The organism is Pseudomonas sp. SJZ077 (assembly GCF_007993905.1).
Classification (GTDB): Bacteria; Pseudomonadota; Gammaproteobacteria; order Pseudomonadales; family Pseudomonadaceae; genus Aquipseudomonas; species Aquipseudomonas mandelii.
Window position 1 is genome coordinate 127,639 of record NZ_VIUJ01000013.1, and the last position, 20,884, is coordinate 148,522.

General features: G+C 59.4%; 19 protein-coding genes and 1 tRNA gene. 5 read left to right on the forward strand and 15 right to left on the reverse strand.

Translation table 11 applies throughout. The features are described 5' to 3' along the window. Positions 1–312 precede the first annotated feature (312 nt). The 4 genes from FBY01_RS19875 to FBY01_RS19890 form a co-directional block, all read right to left on the reverse strand. A complete protein-coding gene (locus tag FBY01_RS19875) occupies positions 313–1,095 on the reverse strand; it encodes a MetQ/NlpA family ABC transporter substrate-binding protein (RefSeq protein WP_010464830.1) in 783 nt (260 codons plus the stop codon). Positions 1,096–1,269: 174 nt separating this feature from the next. Continuing rightward, the gene (locus FBY01_RS19880) at positions 1,270–2,202 is read right to left on the reverse strand and encodes a sigma 54-interacting transcriptional regulator (protein WP_145309095.1); all 933 of its coding nucleotides are present in this window, start codon (positions 2,200–2,202) and stop codon (positions 1,270–1,272) included. A gap of 59 nt (positions 2,203–2,261) precedes the next feature. Further along, on the reverse strand, positions 2,262–2,843 hold the full coding sequence (locus FBY01_RS19885; RefSeq protein WP_010464834.1) for an alpha/beta hydrolase: 582 nt from the start codon (positions 2,841–2,843) through the stop codon (positions 2,262–2,264). Between the two features lie 384 nt (positions 2,844–3,227). Beyond that, on the reverse strand, positions 3,228–4,301 hold the full coding sequence (locus tag FBY01_RS19890) for a fatty acid desaturase (RefSeq protein ID WP_145309093.1): 1,074 nt from the start codon (positions 4,299–4,301) through the stop codon (positions 3,228–3,230). A 100-nt stretch (positions 4,302–4,401) separates the two neighbouring features. On the opposite strand from FBY01_RS19890, the gene FBY01_RS19895 reads away from it, so the two are divergent. Then, positions 4,402–5,406, forward strand: a complete 1,005-nt coding sequence (locus FBY01_RS19895; RefSeq protein ID WP_010464838.1) for an AraC family transcriptional regulator — start codon at positions 4,402–4,404, stop codon at positions 5,404–5,406. A 156-nt stretch (positions 5,407–5,562) separates the two neighbouring features. On the opposite strand, the gene FBY01_RS19900 is transcribed toward FBY01_RS19895, so the two are convergent. Beyond that, positions 5,563–5,928, reverse strand: coding sequence for a response regulator (locus FBY01_RS19900; protein ID WP_077747480.1), 366 nt, complete (start codon positions 5,926–5,928; stop codon positions 5,563–5,565). A gap of 70 nt (positions 5,929–5,998) precedes the next feature. Then, positions 5,999–6,685, reverse strand: coding sequence for a Crp/Fnr family transcriptional regulator (locus FBY01_RS19905; protein WP_077747479.1), 687 nt, complete (start codon positions 6,683–6,685; stop codon positions 5,999–6,001). 84 nt (positions 6,686–6,769) lie between these two features. On the opposite strand from FBY01_RS19905, the gene FBY01_RS19910 reads away from it, so the two are divergent. Continuing rightward, complete coding sequence (locus FBY01_RS19910; protein ID WP_010464844.1) at positions 6,770–7,288, forward strand: DUF962 domain-containing protein; 519 nt, start codon at positions 6,770–6,772, stop codon at positions 7,286–7,288. A 92-nt stretch (positions 7,289–7,380) separates the two neighbouring features. On the opposite strand, the gene FBY01_RS19915 is transcribed toward FBY01_RS19910, so the two are convergent. The 6 genes from FBY01_RS19915 to dibA form a co-directional block, all read right to left on the reverse strand. Beyond that, positions 7,381–8,370: a sulfate/molybdate ABC transporter ATP-binding protein gene (locus tag FBY01_RS19915; protein ID WP_010464846.1), complete on the reverse strand. Its 990-nt coding sequence runs from the start codon at positions 8,368–8,370 to the stop codon at positions 7,381–7,383. Positions 8,371–8,373: 3 nt separating this feature from the next. Beyond that, positions 8,374–9,243 carry a sulfate ABC transporter permease subunit CysW gene (gene cysW / locus FBY01_RS19920; RefSeq protein ID WP_010464848.1) on the reverse strand — a complete coding sequence of 290 codons (870 nt, stop codon included), beginning with the start codon at positions 9,241–9,243 and terminating at the stop codon, positions 8,374–8,376. A 12-nt stretch (positions 9,244–9,255) separates the two neighbouring features. After that, on the reverse strand, positions 9,256–10,074 hold the full coding sequence (cysT, locus tag FBY01_RS19925) for a sulfate ABC transporter permease subunit CysT (RefSeq protein ID WP_007899634.1): 819 nt from the start codon (positions 10,072–10,074) through the stop codon (positions 9,256–9,258). Between the two features lie 69 nt (positions 10,075–10,143). Further along, positions 10,144–11,157, reverse strand: a complete 1,014-nt coding sequence (locus FBY01_RS19930) for a sulfate ABC transporter substrate-binding protein (protein ID WP_077747478.1) — start codon at positions 11,155–11,157, stop codon at positions 10,144–10,146. 75 nt (positions 11,158–11,232) lie between these two features. Continuing rightward, positions 11,233–11,415, reverse strand: a complete 183-nt coding sequence (gene oscA, locus FBY01_RS19935) for a sulfur starvation response protein OscA (RefSeq protein ID WP_010464855.1) — start codon at positions 11,413–11,415, stop codon at positions 11,233–11,235. Positions 11,416–11,619: 204 nt separating this feature from the next. Further along, on the reverse strand, positions 11,620–13,539 hold the full coding sequence (gene dibA / locus FBY01_RS19940; protein ID WP_145309091.1) for a phosphodiesterase DibA: 1,920 nt from the start codon (positions 13,537–13,539) through the stop codon (positions 11,620–11,622). A 146-nt stretch (positions 13,540–13,685) separates the two neighbouring features. Between dibA and desA the strand changes: the two genes are divergently transcribed. Further along, a complete protein-coding gene (desA, locus tag FBY01_RS19945; RefSeq protein ID WP_145309089.1) occupies positions 13,686–14,870 on the forward strand; it encodes a delta-9 fatty acid desaturase DesA in 1,185 nt (394 codons plus the stop codon). Between the two features lie 255 nt (positions 14,871–15,125). Then, on the forward strand, positions 15,126–16,115 hold the full coding sequence (locus FBY01_RS19950) for a sensor domain-containing diguanylate cyclase (protein WP_145309087.1): 990 nt from the start codon (positions 15,126–15,128) through the stop codon (positions 16,113–16,115). A gap of 71 nt (positions 16,116–16,186) precedes the next feature. Here the strand turns inward: FBY01_RS19950 and FBY01_RS19955 are convergent, their stop codons facing one another. From FBY01_RS19955 to gabD, 3 genes are all read right to left on the reverse strand, one after another. Beyond that, entirely contained in the window at positions 16,187–17,401 is a 1,215-nt protein-coding gene (locus tag FBY01_RS19955; protein WP_077747475.1) for a response regulator, read from the reverse strand. A gap of 135 nt (positions 17,402–17,536) precedes the next feature. Further along, entirely contained in the window at positions 17,537–18,814 is a 1,278-nt protein-coding gene (gabT, locus tag FBY01_RS19960; protein ID WP_010464866.1) for a 4-aminobutyrate--2-oxoglutarate transaminase, read from the reverse strand. 185 nt (positions 18,815–18,999) lie between these two features. Next, entirely contained in the window at positions 19,000–20,442 is a 1,443-nt protein-coding gene (gene gabD / locus FBY01_RS19965) for an NADP-dependent succinate-semialdehyde dehydrogenase (RefSeq protein WP_010464868.1), read from the reverse strand. Positions 20,443–20,791: 349 nt separating this feature from the next. Between gabD and FBY01_RS19970 the strand changes: the two genes are divergently transcribed. Further along, positions 20,792–20,868, forward strand: a tRNA-Arg gene (locus FBY01_RS19970). Positions 20,869–20,884: the final 16 nt, after the last annotated feature.

Consider the following 20,884-nt stretch of genomic DNA (forward strand, 5'->3'; position numbering starts at 1 on the left):
CAGCGGTTGGATCCGCAGGAAATCGTGAAGTTATTGGTGGCATTGCGCCGGGCGCTGGAGGCCAGAGTAGCCTGAATGCGCGGGCGCTTTTGTGACGAGGGAGCTTGTCGGACCGCCGCACCGTCCCGCTCGACTGCGCAGCAGTCGCAAAATCAGTCGAAACGGTGTGCCTGAAGAAGCGCATGTGCAGGATTTAGGGTCGCAACCCAGCGGGAGCAAGCTCCCTCGCCACAGGTTTCTCGCAGGCAAAAAAAACGCCGACGCTTTACCAGCCGTCGGCGTTCGAAACCTTGAAGGGGTTTACCTCGCGAATCAGAACGCCGGCAGTACCGCGCCGCTGTACTTCTTCTCGATGAATGCTTTCACTTCCGGGCTGGTCAGGGCTTTGGCCAGTTTCTGGATGGCAACGCTGTCCTTGTTGTCCGGACGAGCCACCAGGAAGTTCACGTAAGGCGAATCGGCACCTTCAATCACCAGCGCATCTTTAGCCGGGTTCAGACCTGCTTCCAGCGCGTAGTTGGTGTTGATCATGTCCAGGTCGACCTGATCCAGCACACGCGGCAGCATGGCCGATTCCAATTCCTTGAACTTGAAGTTGTGCGGGTTCTTGGCGATGTCTTTCGGCGTAGCCAGAGCGTTTTTCGGGTCTTTCAACTCGATCAGGCCAGCCTTCTGCAGCAGGATCAGGGCACGGCCGCTGTTGCTGCCTTCGTTCGGGATGGCGATGGTCGCGCCGTCTTTCAGCTCAGCCAGGGTTTTGACTTTCTTCGAGTAGCCGCCGAATGGTTCGACGTGCACGCCGATCACGGTTACCAGATTAGTGCCTTTGCCTTCGTTGAAGCTTTTCAGGTACGGCAGGGTCTGGAAGTAGTTGGCGTCCAGACGCTTCTGATCGACCTGTACGTTCGGCTGAACGTAGTCGGTGAACACTTTGATTTCCAGGTCCACGCCTTCTTTGGCGAGGGTTGGCTTGATCAGTTCCAGAATCTCGGCGTGTGGAACCGGGGTCGCCGCCACCACCAGTTTCTCGCCAGCCTGGGCCAGGCCCGCAGTCAGGGCAGCCGCCAGTGCGGTGAACAACAGAACCTTTTTCATGCAGTGTCCTTATCGAAAATCACGGTCGTCAGCGACGACGGCTAAATAGTACGTGTGCCAGTGAAGTGCTATCGCTGGCGTGAGGCGGACAATACCGGGATTTTTTATTCCCGAACAATATCTTTTATTCACTCTCATATTCCATTTTGTTCATACAGCTCTAACCCACACGGGTTACAGCATTCGGCTAAAGCTTTCGAGCAGATCCTTCAGCGCCGAACGCTCGTCAGCCGTGCCGTTTTTGCTCACTTGAGCGATCTGCTGCTCTATCTGCACCAACGACACAGGCACTTCAGGCAGATTCAAATGCTCCGGCAAAATCTCGTCGCCGGTACTGACCAGCAGCGCAAAGTGAATGACATTCTCCAGCTCCCGGGTATTGCCCGGCCAACTGTGCCGCTCCAGCACCAACTGCGCGGCCTCACTGATCAGCGGCACCGGCAGGTCGAGGCGCTGGCTGTAGATGCCGAGGAAATATTCTGACAGCGACAAAATATCCCCGACCCTGTCACGCAATGCCGGCAGTTCGAGTTGACCTTCGCTGAGGTAGTGATAAAGCCGCTCATGGAATTTCCCGGCCGCCACCGCCTGGGCCAGATCGATACTGGTGGCCGCCACCAGGCGCACGTCCACCGGGCTCGGTTGCTGAGCGCCAACGCGGGTGACTTCGTGGTTTTCCAGGGCGGCGAGCAATTTGATCTGGATCGGCAGCGGCAAGTCGCCGATCTCATCCAGGTAGAGCGTGCCGCCATTGGCCGAACCGAACCACCCCGCGCGGCTGCTGGCCGATCCGCTGTAACTGCCGGCGGCATAGCCGAACAGTTCGGCGTCAGCATAGGTCGGGCTGATGGCGCCGCAGTTGACCGAGACGAATAACCCTCCGCGATCACTGGCACGATGGATGTGCCGCGCAAGCAATTCCTTGCCGCTGCCGGTTTCACCACGGATCAACACCGAGATCGAGCGCGGCGCCAGTTGTTCCAGCTCCTGGCGCAACTGCCGGGAACGTGGATCGACAAACACCAGCGCCTTGGCGCGAATACTCAGGGGACTTTTTTCTGCGTCGGGAAAGGTCAGCAGTGGCTGACCGAAGGCTTCAAAACTCATGGCAGACTCCCGCCCTGAACCGCCGGGAGACGGGTTGGCGTTCTAAAAAAGAAAAAGGTTCAAGCGCGTCGCAGGGCGTGGTGTTCCATTCGATTTTGCAGGCGATAGAGATAGGCAAATCCCTGCTCCCAGCGCTGGTGACCGGACTTCACGTTGATGTGTCCGGCACCCGGCAGAATCCCCGCCTCGGCGCCCCAGTTGCGAGCCAGCTCCAGGGCTCGCGGCGCACTCACGGCGCTGTCGTTGTCGGAGCTGACGACCTGGCTCGGGAAGGGCAAAAGGGTTGTGGGAATCGGTGCGAAGTTGCGCAAGGCCGGAGCACATGCCGGACGTTCAACGTCCGCCGGCGCGACCAGCAAGGCACCGCGAACCTGTCGCAAAAAATGCAGCGATGCCGTGGCCGCCCAATGGGCGACCGTAATGCAACCCAGACTGTGCGCAATCAAGATCACCGGCGTGCTGTCGGCAGCAATCGCTTCTGCCAGCGCGGCAACCCAGTCTTCACGACGCGGCGTCAGCCAGTCGGCCTGCTCCACCCGAGCGCTATTGGGCAGGCTGTTCTGCCAGTGACTTTGCCAATGATCTTCCGGCGATCCTTGCCAGCCCGGCACAATCAGGTAGCGAATTGATTCGTTGCGCATGGGGGAGCTCTCCTGCTGCGTGTCTGTTCCCGGTCGAGTATAGGGAGGAGAGTTATACCCGTTAAGGAATAAGAAGCTATTTATTAAGACCTATAAGGAATATGCGGTGGTTTTGAAAAGACAAAAAAAGGGACCGCACCCTGCCAAGGAGACGGCCCCGGAAACTCAAAATCTGCTAGCCCTAATCAACATCACTGGATGCGATGATTGACTTAAATACTTATCCAATAAAGGAATATTTAATTACTTTATTAGATCCGAAACGCATAAGTGGATCGCGATACAGTAACTACCAAGTCATCCTGCTTGGGTCATAACGTACCGCCCCTTTGGGTCAGATTGATGACGGGCGCCTTTGCCGTGTTGAGTTTCCGAGAACATCGATCAAGCCTGAGCGGCACGCACCTCCTGCGCCTCTGCTGTTTCCTCGCGTACAAACCGGTTCGCCCGCCCAAACGTCCCGAAATCATTGAACCGCACGCCCATCTCGCGCATCACCTTGTGCGCCACCGGCACGGTCATCTGGCGGATGTAAAACGGTTCCTTCACCACGAAGTGATGAATCCCGTGGCTGCTGCCGAAGTTGAAGCAGAACGCTTGCATAGGCCACATCCACCAAGGGTTCAGCACCTGGGTTTGCTGAATCACATTCCCCGGCTCCACGTCCCCGTAGTAATGCATGTTGGAGCTGACAAAATGCAGGCAAAACGTGCGCAACACGTTCGGGCCGATGATCACCACCGCCGCGATGTCGATGACTGTCATCACCGACAGCGTGGTCGCCGACCATTCGATGGGTGACCCCGTCAGGTAGGCAATGCCATTCGCCGCATGGAAACCGAGGAACATGTACCAGGCGCCCCAATGCACCAGCGCCAGCGGCGCGTAGACCTTCAACGTGCGTTTGATGATGCTGAATTTATGCGCCCAGGTCCTGGCGCGCAGCATGCGAATGAACGCCGACATCACGTTGTCGCCGACCATCAACAACCGCGCAAATCCCCAAGGCTCGCCGTTGGTGATCGCGCGCTCTTCCATGTCGGCTTCCGTACCGGACACCTTGTGGTGATTGAGGTGCAGATGCCGGCGAATCCATGGATTGATCGTGCTCGGGCGCGCCAGCCACACCAGGCCCATCATCAGGTTGTGCGGCACCCGTTGTTTGCGGAAGTACATGCTATGAATCAGGTCGTGTTCCAGCTCGTGAGTCAACGAGGCGAAAAACGCGTTGAGCAACAGGCACGCCCACCAGGCCAGGTGCCCGGTCAGGTAGAGCGCCGCTGAACCGATCATTCCGGCCAGCGCGAAGGCCAGAATGCCCGCGCCCAAGGCGTCCTGATGGTTGAGAATCGGGTAGCGTTTTCGCAGTTCGACCCCTCTGGCCAGCACCACTTCGCGAATATGCGCTGATCGTTGGGCTGCATTCAGTCGCTGGGGACTTGCAGAAGTACCGTCCATGCTTCCATCCTCTGGTTATTGATGTTCGCATCCTGCCTTGTGAACCCTCACACCGTGGTAGCCGTGAACGCCAACCTGTTGACCGGAAGCGCCAATCAGCATGACTGAACCGACCTCCCTCGCCAGCTGGACCCGCGCCCTGCGCAAGCAACTCGATGCGCTGGGCCTCGACAGCACCGCTCTGTGCCAGCAGGCGGGGCTCGACCCGCAATTGATGGACGACCCGAACGCCCGTTACCCGTTGTCGGGCACCACGCGCCTGTGGGAAATCGCGGTGCAGGTCAGCGGCGACCCGGCGATCGGTCTGCGGGTGTCACGTTTTGTCAGCCCGACCACGTTCCATGCACTCGGTTATGCGCTGGTGGCCAGTGGCAGCCTGCGCGAAGTGTTCGAGCGCATCGTGCGTTATCACCAGGTGGTCAGCGATGCGCTGGAACTGGAACTGACCCGCGCTGAAGATCGCTACCGCTTCCGCCTGAAAATTCCGCAAGGCAATCCCGCACCGGCGCTGGAGGCCATCGACGCGTTTGCCGCGATTTACGTGCGCACCTGCCGCAATCGCCTGGGCCGCGAATATGCCCCGCTGGCGGTGTATCTGCGCCGCCCGGAACCGGCCGACCCGCATCAATGGCACAAAGTCTTTCGTTCGCCGGTGCACTTCGCCGCCGACGAGGACCGACTGGAATTTGCCCTCGTGGACTTCGACAGTCACCTGGACGATGCCAATCCGGAACTGGCTGAACACAACGAAGCAGTGCTCAAGCGTACTTTGGCGCAACTCAAGCCGCTGACGTGGGAACGCAAGGTCCGCGATGCCATTGAAGAACAATTGCCCGAAGGCGAACCGAGCGCCGAACACATCGCCAAGGCCCTGCACCTGAGCTTGCGCAGCCTGCAACGGCATCTCGCGGACGAAGGTTGTCGATTCGACGCGCTGCTCAATGAAAGCCGCGAAAACCTGGCGCTGCTGCACCTGCGTGACCCGCAATGCTCGTTGAGTGAAGTCAGCTATATGCTGGGGTTCGCCGATACCAGCAGCTTCAGCCGCGCGTTCAAGCGCTGGACCGGGATGACACCGGGGCAGTTTCGGGATGGGTTGCGGTGAAACATCGGAAAGATGGTTTGCCAGAACCGGCCTCTTCGCGGGCAAGCCTCGCTCCTACAGTGGTTCCATATGGACCACAATATCGCGGCAAATCGAAAAACCTGTAGGAGCAAGGCTTACCCGCGAAGGGGCCAGGCCAGACACCGCAGTAACGCCCTAACGCCCCCGATCCCGCCGCAACAACTTGCGCACCCGCGTCACCAGTTCGCTCACGGCAAACGGCTTGAGCAGGTAATCATCTTCATGCAGCTCCAACCCACGCAGGCGATCTTCGATGCCGTCCTTGGTGGTCAGCAACAGCACCGGCGTGTCGCCGAGCTTGCGGATCTGTTGCAGCAACTGCCAGCCGTTGAGCCCCGGCAGCATCACGTCGAGGATGATCAGATCGTATTCGCCGGACTCGATAAAGCGACGCCCGTCCATACCGTTGAGCGCCACATCGACTGAATAACTCGCCTCGTTCAGGCCGTTGGCCAGGCGTTTGGCGATCTCCGATTCGTCTTCTACTAGCAGCACACGCATGGCACACCTCGATTGTCGTCATCACAGGCTAGGCGCGTTCGCGGGCAAAGCCCATCAAAAACGCTGAGTTTCAGAAAATCGCCAAGGCCCGCAAGCCCTCGGCGTTGAGGATTTCGATCTCGCCATACTTCAAATTCAGAATGCCCTGCCCCTGCAAGTCCTTGAGGATCTGGTTGGTGGTCTGGCGCGACAGCGACAGCATTGACGCCAGTTGCTCCTGCGGCAGTTGCAGCACGCGGCGCGGCGGATCGTATTCGCCGTAGCCCTCAGCGATCATCAGCAGGCGGTGAGCCAGGCGTGCCGGGGCGGGCATCAGGCTCAGCTGTTCGAGGTTGATGAAGGTCAGGCGCAGTTTGTGGCTCATCAGCAATGCCAGCTGCCGCCAATACACCGGTTGTTCGTCGAGCAACGCCAGCAATGCCGCCTGCGGGATGTGCAACAGGGTGCACTGGCCAACGCCGAACGCATCGTGGGTGCGTGGCTGGCCGTCGAACAGGCAGATTTCGCCGAACCAATGGGGCGACTCCACCAGGCTCAACAGCGCTTCCTTGCCCTGCTCGCTGACCGCGCCGATGCGTACCGCGCCTTCGATCACCGCATACAACCCGCACGGCGGGTCACCGCGTTTGAACAACAGCTGCCCGGTCGACAACCGTCGCACCCGGGCCGCAGCCAGCAGACTATCCTGTAAGGGAACCGGTAAATGACTGAACCACTGCCCCGACTCCAGGCGCGAACGCCAAACCTGCATGCTCATGAAAACTCCTGGAGATTGTCGCCTGCCTGACAGAGCGAAAGGTGAACCCGAGGCATGATCAATCACCCTACAGGAGGAATAACAATGAAAAGCCTCGTTGACCATCTCAGTCAATACGCCGCTTACCACCGTGACCCGCGCAATATCGCCAGCCACTTTATCGGGATTCCGCTGATTGTGGTGGCGGTGGCGGTGCTGCTGTCGCGGCCGCAATGGGTCGGGGGCTGGGTGTCGCCGGCGGTGCTGCTGGCACTGGCCTCGGCATGGTTTTACCTGCGCCTGGAGGTACGCCTCGGGGTGTTGATGACGGTGCTGCTGGGGCTGTGCGTCTGGGCGGGTCAGGTTCTCGCGCAGCAAAGTACGCTGGTGTGGCTCTCGAGCGGGATCGGGATGTTTGTGGTGGGCTGGGCGATTCAGTTTGTCGGTCATCACTATGAAGGACGCAAACCGGCGTTTGTCGATGATGTGACGGGGTTGATTGTCGGGCCACTGTTTGTGGTGGTTGAACTGGCGTTTTTGCTAGGGATGCGGCGGGATTTGAAAGAGCAGATCGAGGCGCGGGTGGGTGGGGTGCGGGTCAATCCGAAGCGCGCTGCTGCGTAGATTGCTTTCGCGGGCAAGCCTCGCACCTAAAGGGGATCTATGTACGCCATAGATCCCCTGTAGGTGCGAGGCTTGCCCGCGAAGCTTTTGCCTTAGATGTTGGCGAGTTTCTGCCAGACCTTGGGCTTGAAGAACAGCGTATCGCCCTTCGCCAGGTCAATCAGGCTGTCGTGATCCTTCACCACTTCAGCTTCGATCAACTCGCTCTGGCCTTCGACCTTCAACGTCACCCGAGTGGTCGCGCCCAGCGGACGGATATCCCGCACTTGCGCCGCGTGATGGTCTTCCAGCTCATGCCGCGACAGCGACACTTCATGCGGGCGGAACAGCACGTGGTTGTCTTCGCCCAGATGCAGGCGGTTCGAATCACCGAGGAAGTGATAAACGAAATCGCTGGCCGGGTTTTCGTAGACGTCGCCCGGTGAGCCGATCTGTTCGATCACGCCTTTGTTCATCACCACGATACGGTCGGCGACTTCCATGGCCTCTTCCTGGTCGTGGGTCACGAACACCGAGGTCAGGTTGATGTCTTCGTGCAGCCGTGCGAGCCAGCGACGCAGCTCCTTGCGGACCTTGGCGTCGAGCGCCCCGAACGGTTCATCGAGCAGCAGGACTTTCGGCTCCACCGCCAAGGCACGGGCCAACGCGATACGCTGACGCTGGCCGCCGGAAAGTTGCTCCGGGTAGCGATCCGACAGCCAATCCAGTTGCACCATGTTCAGCAGTTCATGAACCTTCACCGCGATCTGGCTTTCGCTTGGGCGCTGGTTTTTCGGTTTCATGCGCAGGCCGAACGCGACGTTGTCGAACACCGTCATGTGACGGAACAGCGCGTAGTGCTGGAACACGAAGCCGACATTGCGATCACGCACGTCATGGCCGGAGACGTCTTCACCGTGGAACACGATGTTGCCCTGATCCGGGGTTTCCAGGCCGGCGATGATCCGCAGCAGCGTGGTCTTGCCGCAACCCGAAGGGCCGAGCAGGGCCACGAGTTCGCCGCTTTGAATGTCCAGGCTGATGTTGTCCAGCGCCTTGAACGCATTGAAATTCTTGCTGACGTTACGCACTTCGATCGACATGACTTATTCCTCCGCGGCGCTGGCGCGCAGGCGGTTAATACGGTTTTCGCTCCACTGCTTGAGCAGCAGGATGCAGAGCGCCAGGATCAGCAACAGGCTCGCCACAGCGAACGCGGCCACGTGGTTGTATTCGTTGTAGAGGATCTCGACGTGCAGCGGCAGGGTGTTGGTCACCCCGCGAATGTGCCCGGAAACCACCGACACCGCACCGAATTCACCCATGGCCCGCGCGGTACACAACACCACGCCGTAGATCAGACCCCATTTAATGTTGGGAACGGTGACGTGCCAGAACATCTGCCAGCCATTGGCCCCGAGCAAGCGCGCAGCCTCTTCTTCCTGGGTGCCTTGTTCCTGCATCAGCGGGATCAGTTCACGCGCCACGAACGGCACGGTGACGAAAATCGTCGCCAGCACGATGCCCGGCAAGGCGAAGACGATCTGGATGTCGTGATCCTGCAACCACGGCCCGAACAGGCCCTGGGCGCCAAACATCAGCACGTAGACCAGACCGGCGATGACCGGCGATACCGAGAACGGCAGGTCGATCAGCGTGACCAGCATACTTTTGCCACGGAACGAGTATTTGCTCACGCACCATGCAGCGCTGACACCGAACACCAGGTTCAGCGGCACTGATATCAGCACGGCAATCACCGTGAGTTTCAGGGCCGACAGCGCGTCGGGTTCGAAGATCGCGGTGAAGAACGCACCGATTCCGAGCTTCAGGCCCTGAGAGACCACGATCACCAGCGGCAGCAACAGGAACAGGACGAACACCAGCCAGCCAAGGCCGATCAGGATTCGCCGCGACGAAGCACTGCCACGGCGGGCGGCGTTCGAGGAAGCAGCAGCAATAGACGATTGGGACATTTCTGCGCCTCCTTATGGGGTTTCGATGCGCCGCTGCAGCAAGTTGATCAGCAGCAACAGGACGAAGGAAACCACCAGCATCAGTACACCAATGGACGTGGCGCCGGTGTAATCGTACTGGTCGAGTTTGACCATGATCAGCAGCGGCAGGATCTCGGTTTTCATCGGCATATTGCCGGCGATGAAAATCACCGAACCGTACTCGCCGACCCCGCGGGCAAAGGCCAACGCGAAACCGGTCAGCCAGGCTGGCAGCAGCGCGGGCACCAGAATATGGCGGAAAACCTGTAGCGGTTTTGCACCCAGGCACGCTGCCGCTTCTTCCACTTCACGCGGGATATCAGCCAATACTGGCTGTACGGTACGTACTACGAATGGAAGTGTCACAAAAGTGAGGGCGAGGGTGATGCCGAGGGGGGTATACGCGATCTTGAAACCCAGGTCCGCTGCAAACTGACCTACCCAACCATTGGGCGCGTATAGCGCAGTCAGCGCGATACCGGCCACGGCGGTGGGCAAAGCGAAGGGTAAGTCGATCATCGCATCGATGACTTTGCGTCCAGGGAAGGTATAGCGCACCAGCACCCAGGCCAGCAGCGTGCCGATGATGCCGTTGATGATCGCGGCATAGAGCGCGGTGCCGAAGCTCAGCTTCAACGCCGCCAGCACCCGTGGCGCCGAGATAATCGCCCAGAACTGATCCCAGGTGAGTTGAGCGGCATGCACGAACATCGCCGCCAGTGGAATGAGCACAATCAGGCTGAGGTACACCAAGGTGTAGCCCAGCGTCAGCCCGAAGCCGGGTATGACGGGGGAGATACGACGCGACATAAAAGTCCTTGGTTGAGAACGCGCAAAGCCCCGAACTTAAATCCGGGGCTCGTTGATGGCTATTTAAAACTACTGCGCCTGGTAGATCTGGTCGAACACACCGCCATCATTGAAGAATTTCGGCTGAGCGCTTTTCCAGCCGCCGAAATCCTTGTCTATGGTCACCAGGTCCAGGGTCGGGAACTGCTTGCTGTACTTGGCGGCCACATCCTTGTCACGTGGACGATAGAAGTTTTTCGCCGCAATTTCCTGGCCGGCAGGGCTGTACAGGTGCTTGAGGTACGCCTCGGCGATCTCGGCGTTGCCCTTTTTCTCGGCGTTCTTGTCGACCACAGCCACCGGCGGTTCGGCGAGGATCGACAGCGAAGGCACAACGATTTCGAACTTGTCCGCGCCGCCGTCTTCTTTCAAAGCCAGGAACGCTTCGTTTTCCCAGGCCAGCAACACGTCACCCTGACCGTTGTTGACGAAAGTAATGGTCGAACCGCGAGCGCCGGTGTCCAGGACCGGCACATGCTTGAACAGGGTCTGCACGTATTCCTTGGCCTTGGCTTCGTCACCACCGTTGGCTTTCAGGCCGTAGGCCCAGGCCGCGAGGAAGTTCCAGCGCGCACCGCCGGAGGTTTTCGGATTAGGAGTGATGACCGACACGTCGTTTTTGACCAGGTCGCCCCAGTCCTTGATGCCTTTAGGGTTGCCCTTGCGTACCAGGAACACGATGGTCGAGGTGTAAGGCGTGCTCGCCTCGGGAAGACGCTTCTGCCAGTCGGCCGGCAGGGTCTTGCCGAGTTTTGCGATTTCGTCGATGTCACCGGCCAGGGCCAGGGTCACCACGTCGGCGCGCAGGCCATCGATCACGGCACGGCCTTGTTTGCCGGAACCACCGTGGGACTGCTGGATTTTCACGTTATCGCCAGCGTGGTCCTTCTTCCAGAAGTTGACGAACTCGGCGTTGTAATCCTGATACAGCTCGCGAGTCGGGTCATACGACACGTTGAGCAACTCGTAATCCTTGGCAACCGCAGAACCAGCAAAAAATGCACTGGCCAGGGCGGCCAAAGCGAAATGACGAATCGACGACATGGTGAAAGCTCCTGGAATTCTTGGATGTGTTGGCTTTTTTTATGGAGTGCTGGAAGCGCGGGCTGCCGGTTTTTTTCAGCTCGGTTTGTTGCTCGGGCTTTGCAGACGGAATTTTTCTTTGCGTTCGATCTGGACCACCTGAGCGTTGTGCACGGTGATCTCGACTGCGCCAAAGCGCAGGTCGCGCAGTGCGCTCTGGATCTCACGCAAGATGGTGGCTTCGTCTTGACCCTCAACGCTACGTAGGGATGCGCTCATGGTGCTGCTCCTTCAACTGAGAGATTGCCTGGCAGTGGCGGCACTGCTTGCGGCGTGAGAGCAATACTAGAGACGCGTAGATATTCTTAAAAAGACTATTTAAGAATGTTTATATAACCAGAAAGCAGATCGCTTCGGCGCTATGCGCGAAGGGGGGAAGTATCCGGTGACGCTTTGCGTCACGGATTAAGGGGGGACCTGCGCTTAGCGAATTTCCGGCGCATGCGCCCAATCGAGCTGCTCGGCCGGAACCGGTCGCCCAAACCAGTAGCCCTGGCCCAGATCGCAATCGTGTTCGAGCAGGAAACGCGCCTGCTCGACCTGCTCGATCCCTTCGGCGTGCACCTGCATCCCCATGCTTTGCGCCAGCGCGATAATCACCCGCACGATCGCCACGTCGTCCTCATCCCACGGCAATCCTGCGACGAAGCCCTGATCGATCTTGAGCTTCTGCACCGGCAAACGCTTGAGCCGCAGCAGCGACGAATAGCCGGTGCCGAAATCATCGATGGCCAGCCGCACACCCAACTCGCGCAGTCGATGCATCTGCTCCAAGGCCACTTCCGGGTCTTCCATGACCGCGCTCTCGGTGACTTCCAGTTCCAGAAACGCTGGGTCGAGCCCGGTTTCGTGAAGTACTTTCGCCACTTGCTGAAAGAGCTCACGGCGAGCGAACAGTCGAGACGAGACGTTTACCGCGATAAACGACAACACCACACCGGCCTGCTGCCACGAGCACATTTGCTGACAAGCCTGGCGCATCACCCACGCATCGATCTCCGCGATCAACCCGGTGCGTTCGGCGATGGGAATGAATTCTGCCGGCGGCACCAGCCCCCGTTGCGGATGCTCCCAGCGCACCAGCGCCTCGGCGCCCACCAGGCGACGGGTCCTGAGGTCGTGAACCGGCTGGTAATAAACGCGCAGCTCCTGATGCTCCAGCGCTCGGCGCAATTCAACAGCCGTCTCGACCCGATTCTGGGCATGGGCGGTCAGCTCTTCGGTGTACAAGGCGTAGCCATCGCGACCGGCGCTTTTGGCCTTGAACAGCGCCGAGTCAGCGTTACGCAATAATTGTTCGGCGCTCAAGGCATCGCCGGGGAACAGACTGATACCGATGCTGGTATTGATGAACAGTTGATGCCCGCCGATCTGGAACGGCTCTTTGAGAGCATCAATGATCCGTTGCGCGAGCGCCGCCGCCTGCATCAACTGCGGACAGCTTTCGGCGAGCACCGCGAACTCATCGCCACCGAGCCGCGCCAGCGTGAGCTCCGGCCCGAGCATGGCCTGCAATCGCTCGGCCACGGCCTTGAGCAGTTCGTCACCGATGGTGTGCCCAAGGCTGTCGTTGATCATTTTGAAATGATCCAGGTCGATCATCAGTAATGCACAGCCACGCTTGTGCAGTTGCGCCGACGTCAGCGCCTGCTCGGTACGGTCGGTGAACAGCAAGCGGTTAGGCAGATCCGTCAGCGGATCGTGATGAGCCAGGTGCTTGAGTTCATGTTCGGAGTTCTTGATCGCACTGATGTCGGAAAACACCGCGACGTAATGGCTGAGCTGGCCCTGATCGTCGCGAATGACGCGGATCGTCTGCCATTGCGGGTAGATCTCACCGCTTTTGCGGCGGTTCCAGATCTCCCCGCTCCACTCGCCGAGGCTCTTGAGTGTCACGAACATCGTCTGGTAAAAATCCGCGGGGTGATGGCCCGACTTGAACAGGCTCGGTCGCTGACCCAGCACTTCCGCCTGCGAGTAGCCGGTGATTTCCATGAACGCCCGGTTAACGTGGACGATCAGCCCGTTGCTATCGGTGACCAGCACACCTTCACGCGTGCAATCGAACACCGCAGCCGCCTGGCGCAAACGCTCGCGCTCTTCATGACGCTCACTCAATGTGTTGCCGATCCCCAGGCAACGGAGCAATCGCGCTCTGGCAACGAAGATCAAGCCGGTGCTCAGCAGGATCCAGACATAACCGTTGATCAGTTGCCAACGTACCAGCTCGTCGGAGCCATCGAAGAAACTGTTCAATAAATAGCCGCTGAGCTGCAACCAGACGATGGAAATCAATAGATAGAGCAGCGCTGCTCGCGACGCGTCGCGATAGGTGGCAGACATTAGCCGTCCTTGTCCCTGCGAAAAGGATGGGATTATAGGTTAAAGAAACATCCAGCCACTCTTATCTGAAAGGGTGGCTGGTTTTATCTGTGGGCTTAGTGATAATGCAACGGCTGTTTTTTTCTTTATCGAGGGCCCTATAGCCTATGTGGTACGAAGGTTTTCTCGGCTTGTCGCCCTGGTCACTGGTGGCAGTCACCCTGCTGATGACCCACGTGACGATCATCGGCGTCACGGTCTATCTGCACCGTTATTCAGCCCATCGCTCGCTTGAGCTCAATGCTGGCCTGAAACATTTCTTCCGTTTCTGGCTGTGGCTAACCACGGCGCAGAACACCCGCGAGTGGACCGCTATCCACCGCAAGCATCACGCCAAATGCGAAACCGTCGATGACCCGCACAGCCCGGTCATCAAGGGCCTGTCCACCGTTCTGCGCAAAGGTGCCGAGCTGTACCGCGCCGAAGCGGAAAACCCGGAGACCCTGCGCATCTACGGCAAGAACTGCCCTGAAGACTGGATCGAGCGCAACCTCTACAGCCGTTTCCCGCTGCTGGGTGTGGCGATCATGGGCGTCATCGACCTGCTGCTGTTTGGCACCATCGGCATCACCATCTGGGCGATCCAGATGATGTGGATCCCGGTGTGGGCCGCCGGCGTGGTCAATGGCCTGGGCCATGCCATCGGCTACCGCAACTTCGAATGCCGCGACGCGGCGACCAACCTGGTGCCTTGGGGCATCCTGATCGGCGGCGAAGAACTGCACAACAACCATCACACCTACCCTAACTCGGCAAAACTGTCGGTGAAGAAGTGGGAGTTCGACCTCGGTTGGGCCTGGATCCAGGTCTTCAGTTTCTTCCGCCTGGCCAAGGTCCAGCGGGTTGCACCGATCGCCCACCGCGTCGAAGGCAAAGGCAGCCTGGACATGGACACCGCCATGGCGATCCTCAACAACCGCTTCCAGATCATGGCCCAATACCGCAAATTGGTCATCGCGCCGCTGGTCAAGCAAGAGCTGGAAAAGGTCGATCACTCGGTCCGTCACCAGTTCCACCGGGCCAAGCGTCTGCTTTCGCGGGAAACCAGTCTGCTGGACGATAAGCACCACCTGCGCATCCAGACCATGCTCGAGCACAGCCAGGCGCTGAAGGTAATTTACGAGAAACGCCTGGCCTTGCAGCAGATCTGGGTCAAGACCAGCTCAAATGGTCACGACATGCTGGCTGCCATCAAGGATTGGGTGCACGAAGCGGAAGCCAGCGGGATTCAATCCCTGCGCGACTTCGCCGACCAGTTGAAAACCTACTCCCTGCGCCCCGCCGCTGCCTGACCCTGCCGAAGCTCTTCCCTGTGGCGAGGGGGCTTGCCCCCGTGCGGCGACGACGTCGCCGCAAAATCTGACGACGCGTTTTAACTGAAAAAACGCGCCTCAGATACCGCCCGGCGGGAGCAAGCCTCCTCGCCACGTAGTGCGGGAACCAATCTCCAAATCCCCTATCTCAAAGACACTTCGCCATACCCCGGCGGGCTTCGTTGTTGCTGCTTTCGAACCTCAAGCGGCGCACGCCCTTTGAGAGTTGTCCCAATGGTCCCAAAAAACCTGCAAGACGCATCCTTCGCTCAATCGCCCGACACTGCTCAAACCCTGATGGCGCTAATGCACGCCCAGAGCGAAGTCGCGCGCCTGAGCGAACGCGAACAGCTGTTCAGCTCCCTGCTGGTGAGCGTCAACGCGGTGCTTTGGGCCTTCAACTGGGAAACCCGTCAGGTGCTCTACGTCAGTCCGGCGTATGAACGGATTTTTGGCCGATCGGCTGGCAGCTTGCTGTCCGACTACAACGAATGGCGCGACAGCATTTACCCCGATGACCTCGACTACGCCGAGCGCAGCCTCGCCGAAGTGCTGGTCAAAGGCGCCGTTGAAGACCGCGAATACCGCATCATCGCCGCCGACGGCCAGGTGCGCTGGCTCAGCGACAAATGCTTCATCAACCGCCAGGCCGAGCCGGGCCAACCGGTGACCATCGTCGGCATTGCCGAAGACATCACCGAAAAGAAACGGATGGAAGCCGAGTTGCAGCGCCTGGCGACCACCGATGTGCTGACGCAAAGCAGCAATCGCCGACACTTCTTCGAATGCGCCCAACGCGAGTTTGCTCAGGCGCGCAAGCAAGGCGCACCGATGGCGTTCCTGTTGCTGGACATAGATGACTTCAAAGGGGTCAACGACACTTACGGTCATCAAGCGGGCGACAACGTACTGCAACGAATCGCCGAGAGCGGTCGAGCTGCATTACGCCGGGGAGATGTATTCGGGCGGATCGGAGGCGAGGAATTCGCAGCGGTGTTTCCCGGCTGTGCACCCGACATGGCCATGCAAGTCGCCGAGCGCCTGCAATGGCAGATTCAGCAACTGAGCTTCAGCCATGATGACCAGACGTTCGGCATCACCGTCAGCCAGGGCTTGACCAGCCTGACGCCGGAGGACGACTCCCTCGACAGCGTGTTCGCCCGCGCGGATGCCGCCATGTATGAAGCCAAGCGCCAGGGTAAAAACCGCATTATTTCCGGGTGACACCCATCCAAAATCCAACACAACTCCTGTGCGAGCGAGCAGGCTCGCTCCCACAGGTTTTTGTGTGAAGTTTACTTTTTGCGCAGCCGCATCAACTCCGGCAAGCCGATCTTGAGCAACCGCGCAGTCCGGCTCTTCGCCAAGGCCTCAATGCCCTCGTGCTCGGTCAGGCGCGCCAGTTGCGCGGCCATGTTCATCACCAACGCTTCGCGAGAATAAACGCCGCCACCGAGCTGATAGGCCGCTGCAATCAACTCCCGCAACTCCAGCGGCAGCCGCCAGCGAGTCCGCAGCGACGAACCGTAGGCTGCGCCGAACTCGGCCAAGGCATTGCCGACCTCCTCCCGTTCATCCAGCTCGCCACCGGCCTGCTTCCATTCCTGCAAACACCTCAGCAACGCAAGGTCGCCGAGGCAATGCAGAATGCCTGCGCAATAACAACGCTCTTGATCCAGATCCAGCAACCGCGCCAGCGTGCGGGCGTATTCGGCAGTGTGCAGAGACAAGTCCCAGAAGCGCTCGGCATAGTCCGCCAGGAACGGATCGCTGAGCCGGGCACTGTGCTTGAGTGCCAACCCGAGGATCAGGTTCATGCTTTGCGCGGAGCCCAAGCGGTGCAGCGCCTGAGACAAGGTCTGGACCGCATCGCCAACGTGCAGCGCCGCGCTGTTAGCCGCCGCGATCAGAACGGCGGTGATGTGCGGGTCGGTGCGGATTTCCTCTTCCAGCCGCACCAGGTCAAGACCGCGGGTGTTCAGGCTGGCGTTGACCGCCATCTGCACATCGGCCATCAATGGCGCACCCTCCGCCAGTTCGCGACGGCGCTGCAGATACACCGACAAGGTCATGCCGGCCGCCAGTGTCGGCATTTCACAGAAAACCTCTTCACCGGCGTTCAGCAGCAGATCCTGCAGACGCTGGGTCAGGCTTTCCATGTTCAGGGGCTTGGTCAGGTACGCCGTAGGCGCCAGGGGCAAGGCTTCGCGCACACTGGCGCTGTCGTTGCGGCTGCTCATCAGGATGAAAGGCAGTGGCGGATTGCGTTTGCGCTGACGGACGTTGCGCAAGACATTCAGACCGTCGACGCCGGGCAGCTCCCCGTCGACGATCACCAGGTCATACGGATTTTCCGCCAACAGCCGCAACGCTTCCTGACCATCGGCACACAGATCCAGCCGTGCGTCACAGCGCACGCTCAACAGCACTTGTTTGATCAGGTCACGAGACCAAGGGTCAGCCTCGGCAACCAACACACGCGGTACAGCCGGTAAAACCACAGCGGTCATCTGCACGCTCCCTTTGCGATGCTTGTACCTTAGTCAATGCTGATCATGGACGGTGCCGTTTGTCCCGGGGACAAAAAAACCCGCCGAAGCGGGTTTTTTGTCGATCAGCTCACACATTCATATGAACATTTTAGATCAGAGTTCCGAGAAGCACTCTTCGATAATTGCCAGACCTTTGTCCAATTGCTCATCCGGCGCGGTCAGCGGAACCAGGACGCGCAGAACGTTGCCGTAAGTGCCGCAGGACAGCAGGATCAGCCCTTTGTCGCGAGCCTTGGCCACCACCGATGCCACCGCGGCAGCGTTCGGCTTGTGGCTGTCACCGTCGACAAACAGCTCGACCGCGATCATCGCGCCCAGGGCACGGACTTCGCCGATCACCGGGTATTTGGCCTGGATGGCTTTCAGGCCAGTGACCAGACGCTCGCCGACTGCCTTGCAGCGATCCAGCAGGTGCTCTTCTTCGAACACTTCCATCACGGCCAGGGCCGCAGCGCAAGCAATCGGGCTACCGGCGTAAGTACCGCCCAGGCCGCCTGGAGCAATGGCGTCCATGTATTCGGCCTTGCCGCACACACCGGCCAACGGGAAGCCGCCAGCGATGGATTTGGCGAAAGTGGTCAGGTCGGCGCAAACGCCCATCTGTTCCATGGCGAAGAACGTGCCGGTACGGCCAGCGCCGGTTTGCACTTCATCAGCGATCAGCAGGATGCCGTGCTGGTCGCACAGGGCACGCAGACGCTTCATGAACTCTTTAGGCGCGACGTAGAAGCCGCCTTCGCCCTGAACCGGCTCAATGATGATGGCAGCGATGTCACGCGGCTCGGCGTCGTTCTTGAAGATGCGTTCGATGCTGGCGATCGAGTCGTCGACGCTCACACCGTGCAGTTCGTTCGGGTACAGCGCGCGGAAGATGCCGCCTGGCATCAGGCCCATGCCGGCCGAGTAAGGCACGACTTTACCGGTCAGGCCCAGGGTCATCATGGTGCGACCGTGGTAAGCGCCGGTGAACGCGATCACGCCGGCACGGCCAGTGGCGGCACGGGCGATCTTCACAGCGTTTTCAACGGCTTCGGAACCGGTGGTGACCAGCAGGGTTTTCTTGGCGAAATCACCTGGCACCTTGGCGTTGATTTTTTCGCACAGCTCTACGTACGGTTCGTAGGCCAGCACCTGGAAGCAGGTGTGGGTCAGCTTGTTCAGCTGCTCGGTCACCGCGGCGATGATTTTCGGGTGCACGTGACCGGTGTTCAGCACGGCGATACCGCCGGCGAAGTCGATGAACTCGCGACCTTCAACGTCGGTCACGGTGGCGTTCTTCGCGTGGTCGGCGAAGATCGGGTGAATCTGGCCAACACCGCGCGGTACAGCGGCTTCGCGGCGTTTCATCAGGGATGCGTTAGTCTTGCTCATAAAGTCCTCATTCACCGCTCATCGGGCGGCGTGGTTCAAGGAAAATGCGGCGGGGAGGCAACTACGGCAGCATGCGATGATCGACTGCCACAGCTTTCCCGGCCACAGAGAAAATTCCGTTTGAAGCGCAGAAAGGGACAGCGCTCTCGTGCCCTTTCCGCTTGTTGCATTCCCGTCTGCCGAGCTTAGATGCCCAGGCAGAGGTATTTGATTTCCAGGTAATCTTCGATGCCGTACTTGGAGCCTTCACGGCCCAGGCCCGACGCCTTGATGCCGCCGAACGGCGCGACTTCGTTGGAGATCAACCCGGTGTTGACGCCGACCATGCCGTATTCCAGAGCTTCGGCCACACGGAACACACGACCCAGGTCGCGAGCATAGAAATACGAGGCCAGGCCGAACTCGGTGTCGTTGGACATCGCGATCACTTCGGCTTCGTCTTTAAAGCGGAACAGTGGCGCCAATGGACCGAAGGTTTCTTCCTTGGCCACGGCAGCGTTTTTCGGCACGTTGGTCAGAATAGTCGGCTCGAAGAAGTTGCCTTCCATGACCTTGCCACCCGCCAGAACGGTTGCGCCTTTGCTGATTGCGTCAGCAATGTGCTCTTGAACCTTGGCCACGGCTTTTTCGTCGATCAGCGGGCCAGTGGTGGTGCCTTCTTCCAGACCGTTGCCGATCTTGAGTTTGGCCACGGCCACTTTCAGCTTCTCGGCAAACGCGTCGTAGACCGAATCCTGAATGTACAGACGGTTGGCGCAGACGCAGGTCTGGCCGTTGTTGCGGTACTTGGAAATGATCGCGCCTTCGACGGCCTTATCCAGGTCCGCGTCGTCGAACACGATGAACGGCGCGTTGCCGCCCAGTTCCAGGGACACTTTCTTGATGTCCTTGGCGCATTCAGCCATCAACTGACGACCGATTTCGGTCGAGCCAGTGAAGGACAATTTACGCACGATCGGGTTGCTGGTCAGCTCGCTGCCGATGTCGCCGGCACTGCCGGTGACCACGCTGAACACACCGGCAGGGATGCCGGCACGCTGGGCCAGTTCAGCCAACGCGAATGCGGAGAAAGGGGTTTGCGAAGCAGGCTTGAGTACCATGGTGCAACCGGCGGCCAGGGCCGGGCCGGCTTTACGGGTGATCATCGCGGCCGGGAAGTTCCACGGGGTGATGGCTGCGGTCACGCCGATCGGCTGCTTGATCACGATCAGGCGCTTGTCTGGCTGGTGGCCCGGAATCACGTCACCGTAGATGCGCTTGGCTTCTTCGGCGAACCACTCGATAAAGGAAGCGGCGTAAACGATTTCGCCCTTGGCTTCAGCCAATGGCTTGCCCTGTTCCAGGGTCATCAGTCGAGCCAGGTCGTCCTGGTTTTCGATGATCAGTTCGAACCAGCGACGCAGCTTGTTCGCGCGGTCCTTGGCGGTCAGTGCACGCCAGGCCGGCAGCGCCTTGTCAGCGGCTTCGATCGCACGGCGGGTTTCGGCAGCGCCCATTTTCGGCACAGTGCCCAGAATTTCGCCCGTTGCCGGGTTGTTGACCTTGATCGTCAGACCATTGTCCGCATCAACCCAAGCGCCATCGATAAAGGCTTGCTGGCGGAACAACTGGGTATCTTTAAGCTGCATGTCGGCTTTCCTTAACAGCACCGCGACCAGCGCGGAGCGAATTATGATTGTAGAAAGGCGCCTTGTAGGCTGCCGTCAGGGAAATCATTCACCGGGCTGAAGCACATAAATAGCGCACTGTTCGAAACTCGTGCGGTTCAGCACCCAGACAAGAGCGTTTGAAATCTCAAACGAATCCTAGGATCAAAGGGGGTAAAGGACAATAGTCTGTTCGAAAAAAAGAACGAAAACGCCGCATTTGCCTACTTTTTCTGATCAACGTAGCAAACGGTTGTTACGCTTGCGAAAACCGCAGTCGATTCAGCAGCATGGACGCCCGCAGTGCATATGAGTATCATGGCGCCCGCTTGCACCAGTAGCTCAGCTGGATAGAGTACTGCCCTCCGAAGGCAGGGGTCGTGGGTTCGAATCCCGCCTGGTGCACCATACTAGTAGAAACGAG